The organism is Acidovorax sp. JMULE5 (genome assembly GCF_013376875.1).
GTDB classification, from domain to species: domain Bacteria; phylum Pseudomonadota; class Gammaproteobacteria; order Burkholderiales; family Burkholderiaceae_C; genus Acidovorax; species Acidovorax facilis.
The window spans coordinates 358,059-374,284 of the sequence record NZ_CP035951.1; the positions used below are offsets into that span (position 1 = coordinate 358,059).

Consider the following 16,226-nt stretch of genomic DNA (forward strand, 5'->3'; position numbering starts at 1 on the left):
TTTTGCAGGAGGGCCGCAGGTGCGCATCATTCCCGCCCAGCATCACTGCCCGCAGGAGACACACAGTTCCATGGATTCCATTGCATCCCCCGCCGCACTGCAAGGCGTGCGCGTCATCGAAATGGGCCAGCTGATTGCCGGACCGTTCTGCGGCAAGACGCTGGGCGAGTTTGGCGCCGACGTGATCAAGATCGAAGCGCCCGAGACCGGCGACCCGCTGCGCAACTGGCGCCTGATCAAGGAAGGCACCTCCGTGTGGTGGCAGGTGCAGTCGCGCAACAAGCGTTCGGTGGCGCTGGACCTGCGCCAGAAGGAGGGCCAAACAATAGCCCGCCAGCTGATCGCCGAGGCCGATGTGCTGGTCGAGAATTTCCGCCCCGGCACGCTGGAAGGCTGGGGCATGTCGCCCGAGGAACTGCATGCGCTCAACCCCGGCCTGGTCATGCTCCGCATCTCGGGCTACGGCCAGACGGGGCCGTACCGCGACTTGCCGGGCTTTGGCGCCATTGGCGAGGCCATGGGCGGCCTGCGCCACCTGACGGGCGAGCCGGGCCGCGTGCCGGTGCGCGTGGGGGTGTCGATTGGCGACACGCTGGCGGCGCTGCACGGCACCATCGGCGTGCTCACGGCGCTGTACCACCGCAAGGTCAACGGCGGCAAAGGCCAGGTGATTGACGTGGCGCTGCACGAGGCGGTGTTCAACGTGATGGAAAGCCTGATCCCCGAATACAGCGCCTTTGGTGCTGTGCGCGAGGCGGCGGGCAGCGCGCTGCCGGGCATTGCGCCGAGCAACGCCTACCCCTGCACGGACGGCTGGGTGCTGGTGGCGGGCAATGGCGACAGCATTTTCAAGCGGCTGATGGATGCCATCGGCCGGCCCGACCTGGGCGCCGCGCCGGACCTGGCCAACAACACCGGCCGCGTGGCCCGCGTGGAAGAGATCGACGCTGCGATTGGCGCCTGGAGCGCGCAGCGCACCGTGCAGCAGGTGCTGGACGCCCTGGGCGCCGCTCGCGTGCCCGCTGGCAAGGTCTACACCGCCAAGGACATTGCCGAAGACCCGCACTACCGTGCCCGTGACATGCTGCTGACGCAGCAGACGCGCGACGGCTACAGCGTGGAGGTGCCGGGCATCGTGCCCAAGCTCTCGGCCACGCCCGGCACCATCCGCAGCAGCGCGCCGCACCTGGGCGACGACACCGACGCCGTCCTGGCCGAAGCGGGGCTCACCGCCGAACAGATCGCGCTGCTGCGCAGCAAGGGAGTCATTCAATGAGCGCATCCCACGCGGTATGGCAGGGCGCGGGCCGGCGCATCCACCTGCAGGAAGTCGGCCTGCGCGACGGCTTGCAAATGGAGGCAACGTTCGTCCCCACGGCCGACAAGATCGCGCTGTGCAACGCGCTGTCGGCCACGGGCGTGGCCAAGATCGAGGTGACCTCGTTCACCTCGCCCACGGCCATCCCGGCGCTCAAGGATGCCGAGATCGTGATGCGCGAGATCACGCGCCGCCCGGGCACCATCTACGCCGCGCTGGTGCCCAACCTGCGCGGGGCCGAGCGGGCCATCGAATCGCGCACGGACGAGCTGAACCTGGTGATGTCCGTCAGCAGCACGCACAACATCGCCAACCTGCGCATGACGCAGGAGCAGTCGTTCGCAGCGCTGGCACAGGTGATTGCCATGGCGCAGGGCGCGAACGTGGCGGTGAACGTGTCGCTGTCATGTGTGTTCGGCTGCCCCATGGAGGGCGATGTGCCTGAAGCCCAGGTCTTCGACTGGGTGCAGCGTTTTGTGGACCAGGGCGTGCGCGGCATCACGCTGTGCGACACCACGGGCATGGCCTTTCCCACCCAGGTCCACCAGCTCACCGCGTCAGCCCGCGCGCGCTGGCCGGGTGTGGAGTTCACGCTGCACTTCCACAACACGCGCGGCATGGGTCTGGCCAACGTGCTGGCGGCCATTGATGCGGGTGCGGACCGGTTCGATGCCTCGCTGGGCGGCCTGGGCGGCTGCCCCTATGCGCCGGGCGCCAGCGGCAATGTGTGCAGCGAAGAGATCGTGCATGCGCTGGCGCTGATGGGCTACGACACCGGCGTGGACCTGGCCCGGCTGGTGGCAGCGGCGCAGCAGTTGCCTGTGCTCATCGGCCACGACATTCCGAGTCAGATCGCCAAGGCGGGTCCGCGCCTGGCGCTGCATTCGGTACCTGCGGATTTCGACGCCATCCGCGAAAGAGCGCTTTCGCGTTGAATGCGGGCGAGCCTGCATTCATTCACAACAACAGGAGACAAAAAGCCATGACATTTCAAACGATGCTGTCCCGCCGACTCTTCACGGCTGCTATGTTGTGCTCTGCTGCCTTGGCCGCAGGCGCGCAGGACAAGTACCCGTCCAAGCCCATCACCGTGGTCGTGCCCCAGGCTGCGGGAGGCGCCAATGACGCCATTGCGCGCGTGGTGGCGCAAAAGCTCGGCGAGCAACTGGGCCAGAGCGTGATCGTGGAAAACCGCCCTGGTGCGGGAGGCACCCTGGCCACGGGCACCACGGCCCGCGCGCGCAACGATGGCTACACGCTGCTGCTGACGGCCGACAGCGCCCACGTGATTGGCCCCGCGCTGTACAAGAACCCCGGCTTTGACCCGGTGAAGGATTTTGCCCCCGTGGCCCCTGTCGCCACGGCCGGTTATGTGCTGGTGGCGCACCCGTCTTTTCCCGCCAACAACGTGGCCGAGCTGGTGAACTTGGCCAAGGCCAGCCCTGGCAAGTATTCGATTGCCTCGGCGGGCAACGGCACGCTGAACCATCTGATCGGCGAGATGCTGCAAAAGGCCGCTGGCATCCAGCTGCAGCACATCCCGTACAAGGGCTCTGCCGCAGCCGCCACCGACGTGGTGGGTGGGCAGGTGCCGCTGTCGGTGCAAAGCCTGCCGTCGGCCATTGCGTTCATCAAGGCGGGCAAGCTCAAGGTGCTGGGCGTGGTCAATGAAAAGCGTGTGGCCGCGCTGCCCGATGCGCCCACCATCGGCGAGACGATCAAGGGCTTTGGCCAGGCGCCCTGGTACGCGTTGTTTGCCCCGGCCGGCACGCCTGCGCCCATCGTGGCCCAGCTGCAGGCCGAGGTGGCCCGGGCGCTGGAGCACAAGGACGTGGTGGACAAGCTGGCTACCGTGGGCTGTGAACCCTTCAAGGGCACGGCAGCGCAACTGGCGGCGCTGGTGCAGTCCGACCTGCCCAAGTGGAGCCGTGTGGTCAAGGACACCGGCGCCACCGTGGATTGAACGCCTGAGATGGCTATGGCGGGTGCTGGCTGCCCAGCCGCGGCCCCGGAACGATATTTAACAACAGAGAAAGCGGAGACATCGCATGAACCTGCATCGCAAGCAATTCACGTCCCTGGCCCTGGCGGCCATCGCCACCGGCTTTTGGGCTTCTGCCCTGGCGCAAGGCGCCTACCCTACCAAGACCGTGACCATGGTGGTGCCCACCGCCGCAGGTGGCACCACCGACCTGTCGGCCCGCATGCTGGCCCAGGCCCTGTCGCCGGTGCTGGGCCAGTCGGTCATCGTGGACAACAAGGGCGGTGGCAACGGCAATATTGCCGCCAGTATCGTCAAACGCGCCGAGCCCGATGGCTACACCGTGTTCATGCAGTACTCGGGCTACCACGTCATCTCGCCCCACATCACCAAACAAAAGCAGTGGGACCAGGCCGACTTTCAGCCCGTGGCCAACGTGATCTCGGCCCCGCAGATCATCGTGGTGCGCAACGACCTGCCCGTGAAGACGCTGCCTGAGCTGATGGCCTATGCCAAGGCCAACCCTGGCAAGCTCAACTACGCCTCGTCGGGCAATGGCTCGCTGCAGCATGTCACGGGCGCCATGCTGGAGCAGCAGGGCGGCATCAAGATGGTCCACGTGCCCTACAAAGGAACGGGCCCCGCGCTGCAGGACCTGCTGGGTGGGCAGGTGGACCTGACTTTTGGCACCGCGCCTCCGTTCATGCCCCACATCGCCAGCGGCAAGCTGCGCGTGCTGGCCGTGACGGGCAAGCAGCGGCTGCCCAGCCTACCCGATGTGCCCACCACGGCCGAGGCGGGTTACCCCAAGGTCGATGCCACGTCGTGGTTCGCGTTGTTTGTACCCGCTGCGGTGCCCAAGCCGGTGGTGGACAAGCTCACTGCCGACATCCGCACCGTGGTGCAAAGCGCGGCCTTCCAGCAAAAGGCGCAAGAGCAAGGCGCCACGGCCGACTACCAGACCCCGGCGCAGCTGGGTGACAAGGTCAAGGCGGACCTTGCCAACTGGGCGCAGGTGGTGAAAAGCTCGAAGATCGAAGCAGAATAGTGGTCAAATTGGCCGCTAGCGCTTGATGCGTAAGCGCTAGCAGCTATTTTTTTCATAGTACGCAGGCCAGCCTGCGCGCGGGGCCACAATACGCGCCATGTCCCATTCCGAAGAACTGCTGGCGCAGGTGGCTGCGCTGCCTGCGCTGCCTGGTGTTTACCGCTATTTCGACGCCCAGGGCGCGCTGCTGTATGTAGGCAAGGCGCGTCACCTCAAGCGACGCGTGTCGAGCTACTTCACCAAGAACCATGGCGGCACGCGCATCGGCCACATGGTCAGCAAGATCGTGCGCATGGAGACCACGGTGGTGCGCTCCGAGGCCGAGGCGCTGCTGCTGGAAAACAACCTGATCAAGACGCTGAACCCCAAGTTCAACATCCTGTTCAGGGACGACAAGAGCTATCCCTATCTCAAGATCACAGGCACGCCCACGGCCAGCGGCAATGCGCCCGCCCAAGTGTTTCCGCGCATGGCTTACTACCGGGGTGCGGTCGATAAGAAGCACCGTTATTTCGGTCCGTACCCCAGCGCCTGGGCGGTCAAGGAAACCATCCAACTGCTGCAAAAGGTATTTCGCCTGCGTACCTGCGAAGACACGGTGTTTGCCAACCGCACGAGGCCCTGCCTGCTATTCCAGATCAAGCGCTGCACCGGGCCTTGTGTGGACTTGATCTCGCCCGAGGCCTATGCCGCCGACGTGCAGCATGCCGAGGCACTGCTGCGCGGCGAAACGCAGGAGGTGCTAAAGGCCATGGAGGTGCGGATGATGGCGCATTCCGACAGGCTTGAATTTGAGCAGGCCGCCGATGTGCGCAACCAGATCCAGGCGCTGTCGCGGGTGCTGCACCAGCAGTCCATCGAGATTGCGGACGACAAGGATGTGGACATCTTGGCCGTACGCGTGCAAGGCGGCCGCGCCTGTGTGAACCTGGCCATGGTGCGCGGCGGGCGGCATCTGGGAGACCGGCCGTATTTCCCGGTGCATGTGGAAGACGCTGCCGCCGTGTTCGAGGAAGAGGGCGGTGATGGCACCGATGAGAATACTCCGGCCGCGCCCTTTCGCCGTGTCGAGGTGCTGGTGCTGGAAGCGTTCATCGCCCAGCATTACATCGGCGTGCCGGTGCCACCGGTGCTGGTCACCAGCGAACCAGTGGACAAGGCGTTGCTGGAGGCACTGGGCGACCAAAGTGGTGTGCGCGTGACCGCCATCCACCAGCCGCGCGAACAGCGCCGCGCCTGGCTGGACATGGCGCAAAAGAACGCCGATCTGCAGTTGGCCCGCCTGCTGGCCGAAGAGGGCTCGCAACAGGCGCGCACACGTGCCCTGGCCGAGGCGCTGGATCTGCCGCCCGAAGATCTGGACCAGCTCACCATCGAGTGTTTTGACATCTCGCACACGGCGGGTGAGTCCACCCAGGCATCGTGCGTGGTGTTCCATCACCACAAGATGCAGAGCAGCGAATACCGCCGCTACAAGATCGAAGGCATTACGGGCGGCGACGACTATGCCGCCATGCGCCAGGTACTGACGCGCCGCTACAGCAAGGTGGCCGAGGCCGCGCGCGAAGCTGGGGGCATCGACTTTGCGGCCAACCCCGCGCCCGGGGGTGAAGAGCCCACCAAGCCCAAAGGTGTGGCACGCCTGCCCGATCTGGTGCTCATCGACGGTGGCAAGGGCCAGGTGGGCGTGGCGCGCGAGGTGTTCACCGCGCTGGGGCTGGATCTGACCCGCATCGTGGGCGTGGAAAAGGGCGAGGGCCGCAAGGTGGGTCTGGAAGAGCTGGTGTTTGCAGATGGCCGCGAGAAGGTCTACCTGGGCAAGGACTCGGCGGCGCTGATGCTGGTAGCGCAGATCCGCGACGAGGCCCACAGGTTTGCCATCACCGGCATGCGCGCTGCACGGGCCAAGGTGCGGGTGGGTGGTGGTCAGCTCGAAGAAATTGCGGGGGTGGGCCCCAAGAAGCGGGCACGGCTGCTGCAGCGTTTTGGCGGGGTGCGCGGTGTGGCTGCGGCCAGTGTCGAGGACCTGGTCACCGTGGACGGCATCTCGCGTGAGCTGGCCGAAGAGATCTATCGCGCCTTGCGTTGAGTCCCCGGCCGGACTGCTCGCCCTGCCGTGACACAATCGACCCATGTTCTGGACTATCCCCACCTTGATGACCTGGACGCGCATCGTCGCGATACCTTTGATCGTGGGGGTGTTCTACGCGCCGCTGGACCCGGCCACGCGCAACCTCATTGCCACCGTGATGTTTGTGGTGTTCGCAGCCACCGACTGGCTGGACGGCTACCTGGCCCGCAAACTGAACCAGACCTCGTCGTTTGGCGCCTTTCTGGACCCGGTGGCCGACAAGTTTCTGGTGTGTGCATCGCTGCTGGTGCTGGTGCATCTGCAGCGCGCCGATGTGTTCGTTGCGCTCATCATCATCGGCCGCGAGATCGCCATATCAGCCCTGCGCGAGTGGATGGCGCAGATCGGCGCGAGCAAGAGCGTTGCTGTGCACATGATCGGCAAGGTCAAGACTACGGTGCAGATGGTGGCCATCCCCTTCCTTCTTTATGACGGGCGCCTGTTCGGCGTCATCGATACCGGCGTGTGGGGCACCTGGCTCATCTGGGCCTCGGCTGTGCTCACGGTCTGGTCGATGGTGTACTACCTGCAAAAGGCATTGCCAGAAATCCGGGCGCGTGTGAAGTAGCAGGAGTGTGGCGCGCGCATCCCGTCGGTGGTTTTGCGGATGAATGCGGGGGACTGTGGCCTGCGCTGCATTGTCGGAACTGGGGTGTCAATACGGAGTGCTGCCCATACGGCGTGTTTGAGACAAAAACGCCCCACAAGCCCTGTCGCAGCGTGAAATACGACTAGAATTCACCCCAACGCTGCGCCAAACCAGCGTGTTGTATTGACACCCGGAAACTCGATGGCTTTAATCTGATGCAGCAGCCACTGCTGTGTATGCCAGTCATTCCCCCGTCTGTTTTCAACCAGCCTCCGGCTGCGCTTTCGGACGTGTGAAGACCAGATATCCGCGAGACATTCCATCAACTCTTTTCCGAGAGGCTTCTTGTGAACAAAACCGAACTGATTGAGCACATCGCTACCAACGCCGACATCTCCAAGGCCGCCGCTGCTCGTGCCCTGGAATCCACGATCGAGGCCGTCAAGAAGACCCTGAAGAAGGGCGGCACTGTTTCGCTCGTCGGTTTCGGTACCTTTGCGGTCGGCAAACGCGCTGCTCGCACGGGCCGCAATCCCCGTACCGGCGCTACGATTAAAATCAAAGCTGCTAAAGTTCCAAAGTTCCGTCCTGGCAAGGCATTGAAAGATGCCTTGAACTGAGGATCAGTTTAGGTGGGGTCCTTAGCTCAGTTGGTAGAGCGGCTCCTTTACACGGAGTAGGTCGGCGGTTCGAGACCGTCAGGACCCACCACCACCGAACAAAGGCGAACGCAAGTTCGCCTTTTGTTTTTTGCCTTCTGAAAGATCGACCATGTTTGAATCCATCCGCAAGCACTCCAAGATCGTGATGATCTTATTGTTCTTGCTGATCATTCCATCGTTTGTGCTGGTAGGCATTGACAGCAACTACTTCTCTGAAAAGAGCCCAGTGGTGGCGCGCGTCGATGGCGACAAGATCAACCAGACTGACTGGGACAATGCCCATCGCATGGAGACCGACCGCATGCGTGCGCAGTCTCCCTCGGTCGATCCCAAGCTTCTTGACTCTCCCCAGGCCCGCTACGCCACGCTGGAGCGCCTGGTGCGTGACCGCGTGCTGGCAGCTGCGGCCAAGGAAATGCACCTGGTGACGAGTGATTCGCGGCTGGCACGCAGCCTGCAGGAGATTCCCGCCATCGCAGGACTCAAGCGCGCTGACGGTACGCTGGACGCAGAAGCCTATCGGGCACTGGTGGGTACGCAAGGATTGACGCCTGAAGGCTTCGAGGCCAATGTGCGCCGCGATCTGTCGATCAACCAGGTCATCGGTGGTGTGATGGGTACCGCCTTCAGTACCAATGCCCAGGTCAAGCTCGCGCTGGACCCTCTCTATGAGCAGCGAGAAATCCAGGTGGTGCGCTTCAAGTCGGCAGATTTCTCTGCCAAGGTTGCGCCCACGGACGCAGATCTGGAGTCCTACTACAAGGCAAATCCTGCAAAGTTCCTTCAGATGGAGCAGGCTGCGGTGGAGTATGTGGTTCTGGACCTCGACAGCGTGCGTTCCGGTATCACCCTCAATGAGGACGACTTGCGCACCTACTACAAGGAAAACGTGGCGCGCATGGCCGGCAAGGAAGAGCGTCGCGCCAGCCACATCCTGATCAATGCCTCCAAGGATGCATCGTCTGCCGACCGTGAGAAGGCCAAGGCACGTGCTGCGGAACTGCTGGCGCAGGTGCGCAAGGCGCCAGCCACGTTTGCGGATGTGGCCAAGAAGGCCTCGGACGACAAAGGCTCGGCCACCGCAGGTGGCGATCTGAATTTCTTCGGACGGGGCGCCATGGTCAAGCCGTTTGAAGACGCGGCCTTTGCCCTCAAGAAGGGTGAAATCAGCGATTTGGTGGAAACCGACTTCGGTTACCACATCATCCAGCTGACCGATATCAAGGCACCCCGCCAGCCTTCCTTTGAAGAACTGCGTCCCACCATGGAAGCCGAACTCAAGCAGCAGCAGGCCCAGCGCAAGTTTGCCGAGGTGGCGGAGTCATTCACGAACAGCGTGTATGAACAGGCAGACAGCCTCAAGCCGGTGGCAGACAAGCTCAAGCTCAAGGTGCAGACCGCGTCTGGCCTCACCCGCACGCCAGCTCCTGGCGCGGTGGGGCCGCTGGCCAACCCCAAGTTCCTGGAAGCACTTTTCTCTTCGGATTCGGTGCAGAACAAACGCAATACCGAAGCCGTGGAAATAGGCCCGAGTCAACTGGCTGCTGGCCGCGTGGTGCAGTACACCCCGACCAAAACCCTGCCGCTGGACGAAGTGCGAGCCCGCGTGCGCGAACTGTATGTGGGGCAGAAAGCCTCTGAGTTGGCGCGCAAGGAAGGCGAAGCCAAGCTGGCTGCGTGGAAAGCGGCCCCGGCCACCGCCAGCGGCCTGGGTGCCGCCCCCATCCAGATTTCGCGTGAGCAGGTCCAGAACCTGCCCCGTCCTCTGATTGATGCAGCGTTGCACGCGCCGACAGCCGACGCGCTCCCAGCCTGGGTTGGTGTGGACCTGGGGAGTGAGGGTTATGCCGTGGTCAAGGTAAACCGTGTGGTGCCTCGGCCGGCTCCAGAGGGCCAGCGCGCGCAACAGGAGCGGCAGCAATATATGCAGTGGTGGGCTTCGGCGGAAGGCCAGGCGTATTACGAGATGCTCAAGAAGCGTTTCAAGGCAGAGATCAAAGCGCCGCGACCCTCGGCCACTTTGCAGGCCGCTGCAGAAAATTAAGCAAATTGGTCTTGGGACTCAAAATCCCAGGCTATAATACAAAGCTACGGTGGCTGTAGCTCAGTTGGTAGAGTCCAGGATTGTGATTCCTGTTGTCGTGGGTTCGAGCCCCATCAGCCACCCCAAATCAGAAAAAGCGCCGCAACAAATGTTGCGGCGCTTTTTTGTTTTGGGCCTCCAGCATGTGAGGGGCAGTCCAGAGCCATTGCTTCTGCCCACTCTTCGAACAGTCTTTCTTGGCGGGATTTGGGTAGTGCCGGGATGGAGCGCGTCGTATGCAGCGCATACTGCGTCTTTAGCTTTTTCCGGAGTCTTCCATGAGCCTTGTGATCCGCGACGCGTCGCCCAGCGAAAAACGTGGCAACGCCATGTCAGCAGCCCTTGCCAAGGAGCAGCTGGAGTACGCGGTCCAGATCGTTCGGGAGGTTTTGCCTCAGAGTGCGGGAGATGGCGCGCTCATTGGCGCAGTGGTCCAGGCCATTGCCATGAACTACGCTGCCGTCCCGCAGCCAAACCGGTAACGTTCCGGATTTTTTGACCCGGAGGAGTTCAGGCGGTGCCCTGGAAGCCGCACGAATATTGGGTTCCACGCTTTCGCGTGGATAAAGCTCCATCATTTTTCGACGCCCCTCCTCGCCGGCAATGATTCTTTCGGTGGTCTCCGGCAGGGGCGGTAGTATTCGGTAACAACTACACGCCGCCTTTGCATGCACAGGGATGGTGCGAACTGCCGAATGGATAAAACAAAACTCTCCGAAAGCGACATTTGCGAAAAATTCATCCGCCCGGCCATGGAGCAAGCCGGGTGGAATGGTCTGGACCAGATTTTTCGGGAGTATCCGTTGCGCGCCGGGCGTGTGGTGGTGCGTGGCAGCAAGGCCTACCGCGATAAGAGTACGGTGCTGCGGGCCGACTACGCCTTGTTCTACAAGGCCAACATTCCGTTGGCGGTCGTTGAGGCCAAGGACAACAAGCAAGCCGTAGGTGCAGGCATGGGCCAGGCGCTGAACTACGCCCAGCTGCTCGATGTGCCGTACAGCTTCTCCAGCAACGGGGACGGCTTTGTGTTCCGCGACGCCACCCTGGCCACCGGCGTGCTGGAGCAGAACCTCACCCTCGAAGAATTCCCCTCGCCGCAAGAGCTGTGGCGCCGCTACTGCGCCTGGAAGGGCTGGTCCGCTGAGGAAAGCCGCATCGCAGGGTTTGACTACGCCCCCAACAAAACACCGCGCTACTACCAGCTCAACGCCGTGAACCGCGCGGTCGAGGCCATTGCCGCCGGGCAAGACCGCGTGCTACTCGTCATGGCCACCGGCACCGGCAAGACCTACACCGCCTTCCAGATCATCTGGCGCCTGTGGAAGAGCGGTGCCAAAAAACGCATTCTGTTCCTGGCCGACCGCAACATCCTCATCGACCAGACCATGGTCAACGACTTTCGCCCCTTCAAGGGTGCCATGGCCAAGCTCAGCCCCAACGCCAAGGGGGTGGAGCGCGTCGATGCCCAGGGTGCGGTGTCGATCGAAGACGTAGACCTGGCGGTCAACAAAACCACCAAGCTGGTGGACAAAAGCTACGAGATCTACCTGTCGCTCTACCAGGCCGTCACCGGCACCGAGGAAGAGCGCAACATCTACAAGCAGTTCAGTCCCGACTTCTTCGACCTCATCGTGGTGGACGAATGCCACCGGGGCAGCGCCGCCGAAGACTCGGCCTGGCGCGACATCCTCACCTACTTTGGCAGCGCCACGCAGATTGGCCTCACGGCCACGCCCAAAGAGACCAAAGACATCTCCAACACCGACTACTTCGGCGAGCCCGTCTACACCTACAGTTTGAAGCAAGGCATCGAAGACGGCTACCTCGCCCCGTACAAGGTCATCCGCGTTGACCTGGACAAAGACACCTTCGGCTGGCGCCCCACGGCAGGCATGACCGATAAACACGGCCACGCCATCGAAGACCGCATCTACACCGGCGCCGACATGAACCGCAAGCTCGTGCTGGAGCAGCGCGACGTGGCCGTGGCCGCCAAGATCACCGAGTATCTGAAGGCCACCGACCGCTACGCCAAGACCATCGTCTTTTGCGAAGACATCGACCACGCCGCGCGCATGCGCCAGGCGCTGAGCAACGCCAATGCCGACCTGTGCGCCACACAGCCCAAATACGTGGTGCAGATCACGGGCGACAACACCGAAGGCAAGCTGGAGCTGGACAACTTCATCGACCCCGAAAAGCCCTACCCGGTGATCGCCACCACCTCCAAGCTCATGAGCACCGGGGTCGATGCGCAAACCTGCAAGCTCATCGTGCTGGACCAGGGCATCAAGTCCATGACGCTGTTCAAGCAGATCATTGGCCGGGGCACCCGCCTGCGCGAAGACCTGGGCAAAACCTGGTTCACCATCCTCGACTTCAAGCGCGCCACCGAACTCTTTGCCGACAAAGACTTTGACGGCGAGCCCGTGCAAATCTACGAGCCCGGCAGCGGCGAGCCCGTGGCCCCGCCCGATGCGCCCGCGATCTCAGATCCATCCCAACCCGTTCAGCCTGAGCCTGCCGAAGGCCACCTCCTGGACCCGTTAGGCCCCTTCGCGGGCGGCAGCGGCGCGGGTGATGGCCCCAAGAAATACGTCCTCGGCAACAACGTCACCGTGACCGTGGCGCGCGAGCGCGTGCAGTACCTCAACGCCCAGGGCAAGCTCATCACCGAAAGCCTGCGCGACTACACCCGCATCAACCTGCGCAAGCAATACGAATCGCTCGACCAGTTCCTGCAGGCCTGGCAGCAGGCCGACCGCAAGGCCGTGCTGCTGCAAGAACTGGAAGGGCAGGGCGTGCTGCTCGAAGCCCTGGCCGACGAGGTAGCACACATGGGCATGGTGGACCTCGACCCGTTCGACCTGCTGCTCCATGTGGCCTACGACCAGCCCCCGCTCACCCGCAGCGAGCGCGCCCGCCGCGTGCAAAAGCGCAACGTCTTCACCCAATACGGCCCCGTGGCCCGCAAGGTGCTGGAGGCCCTGCTCGACAAATACGCCGACGAAGGCATCGCCACCATCGAGAGCAACGAAGTCTTCAAGCTCCAGCCCTTCACCGACCTGGGCAGCCCCGTAGAGCTGGTGCGCAGCTTTGGCGGACGCCCGCAGTACCTGCACGCGCTGCAAACCCTGGAGCGCGAGCTGTACGCTACGCCACCGGCCGCCTGACCGTGGCAGCCTATTCACTCTGTTTTTGATAGCTGCTAGCGCTTATCCAATAAGCGCTAGAGCCTGTTTTTACTTAAATTCTTCCCCCCATGTCCAACCTCACCCCCGTCATCAAATCCATCCAGGACATCATGCGCCAGGACAGCGGCGTCGATGGCGACGCCCAGCGCATCAGCCAGCTCACCTGGCTGCTGTTCCTCAAGGTGTTTGACGCGCTCGAAGAAGAACTGGAGCTCACGCGCGACCACTACCAAAGCCCCATCCCCGAAGCCATGCGCTGGCGCAACTGGGCGGCCGACCCCGAGGGCATGACCGGCGAGGCGCTGCTCGACTTTGTGGACAACCAGCTTTTTGCCACGCTCAAAAGCCTCAGCGCCGACCCTGCCCGCAACCCGCGCGGCTACGTGGTGCGCGGCGTGTTTGAAGACGCCTACAACTACATGAAAAGCGGCCACCTGCTGCGCCAGGTGGTCAACAAACTGGGCGGCATCGACTTCAACCGCCAGGCCGAGCGCCACCAGTTCAACGACCTCTACGAAAAAATCCTCAAAGACCTGCAAAGCGCCGGCAACGCGGGCGAGTTCTACACCCCCCGCGCCGTCACCCAGTTCATGGTGGACATGGTCAACCCGCAACTGGGCGAGGTGGTGCTCGACCCCGCCACCGGCACCGGCGGCTTCCTGGTGTGCGCCATTGAGCACCTGCGCAAGCAAGTCAAAAATGCTGACCAAGAAGCCGTGCTGCAAAACAGCATTCGCGGCGTCGAGAAAAAGCAGATGCCGCACATGCTCTGCGTCACCAACCTGCTGCTGCACGGCATCGAGGTGCCCAGCAACATCCGCCACGACAACACCCTGGTGCGCCCCCTGCGCGACTACACGGCCGCCGACCGCGTGGACGTGGTGCTCACCAACCCGCCCTTTGGCGGCGTGGAAGAGCCCGGCATCGAACAAGGCTACCCCGCTGACGTGCGCACCAAAGAGACTGCCGACCTGTTCCTCGTGCTCATCAAGCACATCCTCAAAGTCAACGGCCGCGCCGCCCTGGTGCTGCCCGACGGCACCCTGTTTGGCGAAGGCGTCAAAAGCCGCATCAAAGAACAGCTCTTGCAAGAGTGCAACCTGCACACCATCGTGCGCCTGCCCAACGGCGTGTTCGCCCCCTACACCGGCATCAAGACCAACCTGCTGTTCTTCACCAAGGGCCAGCCTACGCAGCATGTCTGGTACTACGAGCACCCGTACCCGCCGGGCGTGAAGAACTACAACAAAACCAAGCCCATCCGCATCGAAGAATTCGACGCCGAAAAAGCCTGGTGGGGCACCGAGGCCGATGGCTTTGCCGCCCGCGTGGAAAACGAACGCGCCTGGAAGGTCAGCATCGACACCCTCCGCGCCGCCAACTGGAACCTCGACCAGAAGAACCCCCACGTCGGCGAACAAACCAGCCACGACCCCGACGAACTGCTGGCCCAGCACGCCCGCCTGCAGACCGAGGCCCAGGCGCTGCGCGACGAACTCAAAGGCATCCTGGCCCAGTCTTTAATGGCCAAAAAAGCCGCTAGCGCTTGAGGAATAAGCGCATGCTGCTATCAAATTTGGATGTATTGGCCACAGCCCCCGGTGGCGTGGCCCGCCTGCGCGAGCTCATTCTGACCCTGGCCGTGCAAGGCAAGCTGGTGCCGCAAGCCCCTGCCGATGAACCCGCTAGCGTGCTGCTGCAGAAGATTCGGGCGGAGAAGAACCGGCTGCTGGCTGAGGGCAAGATCAAGCGGGACAAGCCGCTGGCGGAGATTGGGGAGGAGGAAAAGCCGTTTGGGTTGCCGACGCAATGGGAGTGGGTACGTTTAGCTGATTTGATGCCTGAATTTCAGAATGGAGCATCCAGTCGCGGGGATGCGGGCGGAACACCTATAACGGTGCTCCGTCTTGCGGATATCAAGGGCAAACGCATTTCACTCTTGGACACCCGGCAGGTTCCAATCGCGCCTGGTGACATCGCAAAGTACCAACTTGCGGAAGGCGACATATTGATCACTCGTGTCAATGGAAGCGCAGACATTGTTGGGCAGTTCAACCTATGCGATAGACCGGTGGATGCAATCTACTGTGACCACTTCATCCGCATGCGGATTGATCAGCGTTGGATTGAGCCGAGCTTCTGCGCACTTCTTGGGGACAGTGCACTTGTACGCACTGCCATCAAGAGTTTGTTCGTCACGACAGCGGGCCAAAAGACCGTCAATCAAGGTCACATAGGCTCGTTGCAATTCCCCCTCCCACCCCTCCCCGAACAATCCCGCATCGTCGCCCGCGTCGAAGAGCTCATGCGCCTGTGCGATGCGCTACAGGCCAAGGGCCAGTTGGAGGCCGCGCAACACGCCCAACTGGTCAGCACCCTGCTGAGCACGCTCACCGCCAGCACCGCGCCCGAGGAACTGGCCGACAACTGGCAGCGCGTGGCCCAGCACTTCGACCTGCTGCTCGACCGCCCCGAAGCCATCGACGCCCTTGAGCAAACCCTGCTGCAACTGGCCGTGCGCGGCCTGCTTACTCTTCACCAACGAGATGAATTATTTACTGCTCAATCCCGTGATTGCTCGCGAACGCAAAAGGAAGGCCCTTTTGCCGTTCCAGTTGACTGGGAGTGGTGTCGCTTGGGAGAGGTTGCGGAGTTAATAAATGGGGATCGCGGTCAAAACTATCCGAATAAGTCGGAGTACGTTCCTGCTGGGGTTCCATTTATCAACACTGGACACATTGATCCAGATGGTTCTCTATCCGCATCAAGAATGCATTTTCTGACACGAAAAAAATTTGACTCTTTGCGTAGCGGAAAAGTGCGTAAGGGTGACCTCGTGTATTGCCTTCGTGGTGCGACTCTCGGTAAGACAGCGATAGTGGATTACGAGGAGGGGGCCATCGCATCGTCTTTGGTAATAGTTCGTCCTTCACCGAAGTTGGACAATCAATTTTTGCTCTTGTATCTGACGAGCCCTGCCGGCAGGTCATTTATATGGCAACACGACAACGGTTCTGCTCAGCCAAATTTGGCAGCGGGAAGTTTGAAGAAGTACTGGATTCCGTTACCTCCACTCGCAGAGCAGTCTCGCGTAGTTACCCGCGTCACCGCCCTTCGCCGCCTGTGCGCCGACCTGCGCCAGCGCCTGAAGGCTGCACAAGTCACCCAATCCCACCTGGCCCAAGCGCTGGTGGATTCCACTTCCTTTGTTTGAAAGTGA

Annotated in this window: 12 protein-coding genes and 2 tRNA genes; all 14 read left to right on the top strand. The window is 62.4% G+C overall.

Going from position 1 to position 16,226, the window contains the following annotated elements:
• The first annotated feature begins 70 nt into the window (after positions 1-70).
• The 14 genes from EXV95_RS01760 (at position 71) to EXV95_RS01825 (ending at position 16,220) form a co-directional block, all read left to right on the top strand.
• Positions 71-1,276 carry a CaiB/BaiF CoA-transferase family protein gene (locus tag EXV95_RS01760; RefSeq protein ID WP_176885586.1) on the top strand — a complete coding sequence of 402 codons (1,206 nt, stop codon included), beginning with the start codon at positions 71-73 and terminating at the stop codon, positions 1,274-1,276.
• The gene (locus EXV95_RS01765; RefSeq protein WP_176885587.1) at positions 1,273-2,253 is read left to right on the top strand and encodes a hydroxymethylglutaryl-CoA lyase; all 981 of its coding nucleotides are present in this window, start codon (positions 1,273-1,275) and stop codon (positions 2,251-2,253) included. Before EXV95_RS01760 ends, EXV95_RS01765 begins: the two co-directional genes overlap by 4 nt.
• Positions 2,254-2,300: 47 nt before the next feature.
• Positions 2,301-3,281, top strand: a complete 981-nt coding sequence (locus EXV95_RS01770; RefSeq protein ID WP_055402157.1) for a tripartite tricarboxylate transporter substrate binding protein — start codon at positions 2,301-2,303, stop codon at positions 3,279-3,281.
• A gap of 85 nt (positions 3,282-3,366) precedes the next feature.
• Positions 3,367-4,347, top strand: a complete 981-nt coding sequence (locus EXV95_RS01775; protein ID WP_176885588.1) for a tripartite tricarboxylate transporter substrate binding protein — start codon at positions 3,367-3,369, stop codon at positions 4,345-4,347.
• A gap of 97 nt (positions 4,348-4,444) precedes the next feature.
• Positions 4,445-6,436 (top strand): excinuclease ABC subunit UvrC, encoded by a 1,992-nt coding sequence (uvrC, locus tag EXV95_RS01780; protein WP_176885589.1) that lies wholly within the window; start codon positions 4,445-4,447, stop codon positions 6,434-6,436.
• Between the two features lie 43 nt (positions 6,437-6,479).
• Complete coding sequence (gene pgsA, locus EXV95_RS01785) at positions 6,480-7,046, top strand: CDP-diacylglycerol--glycerol-3-phosphate 3-phosphatidyltransferase (RefSeq protein WP_055400785.1); 567 nt, start codon at positions 6,480-6,482, stop codon at positions 7,044-7,046.
• 368 nt (positions 7,047-7,414) lie between these two features.
• Positions 7,415-7,687 carry an HU family DNA-binding protein gene (locus EXV95_RS01790; RefSeq protein WP_008906675.1) on the top strand — a complete coding sequence of 91 codons (273 nt, stop codon included), beginning with the start codon at positions 7,415-7,417 and terminating at the stop codon, positions 7,685-7,687.
• Positions 7,688-7,702: 15 nt separating this feature from the next.
• Positions 7,703-7,778: transfer RNA gene (locus tag EXV95_RS01795), tRNA-Val, on the top strand.
• 60 nt (positions 7,779-7,838) lie between these two features.
• Positions 7,839-9,773 carry a SurA N-terminal domain-containing protein gene (locus EXV95_RS01800; RefSeq protein WP_176885590.1) on the top strand — a complete coding sequence of 645 codons (1,935 nt, stop codon included), beginning with the start codon at positions 7,839-7,841 and terminating at the stop codon, positions 9,771-9,773.
• A gap of 49 nt (positions 9,774-9,822) precedes the next feature.
• Positions 9,823-9,898, top strand: a tRNA-His gene (locus tag EXV95_RS01805).
• A 192-nt stretch (positions 9,899-10,090) separates the two neighbouring features.
• Entirely contained in the window at positions 10,091-10,294 is a 204-nt protein-coding gene (locus tag EXV95_RS01810) for a hypothetical protein (RefSeq protein ID WP_055400780.1), read from the top strand.
• 213 nt (positions 10,295-10,507) lie between these two features.
• Positions 10,508-12,985 (top strand): EcoAI/FtnUII family type I restriction enzme subunit R, encoded by a 2,478-nt coding sequence (gene hsdR / locus EXV95_RS01815; RefSeq protein ID WP_176885591.1) that lies wholly within the window; start codon positions 10,508-10,510, stop codon positions 12,983-12,985.
• Between the two features lie 89 nt (positions 12,986-13,074).
• Positions 13,075-14,556 (top strand): class I SAM-dependent DNA methyltransferase, encoded by a 1,482-nt coding sequence (locus EXV95_RS01820; RefSeq protein WP_176885592.1) that lies wholly within the window; start codon positions 13,075-13,077, stop codon positions 14,554-14,556.
• Between the two features lie 11 nt (positions 14,557-14,567).
• Positions 14,568-16,220 carry a restriction endonuclease subunit S gene (locus EXV95_RS01825; protein ID WP_176885593.1) on the top strand — a complete coding sequence of 551 codons (1,653 nt, stop codon included), beginning with the start codon at positions 14,568-14,570 and terminating at the stop codon, positions 16,218-16,220.
• The last annotated feature ends 6 nt before the right edge of the window (positions 16,221-16,226 follow it).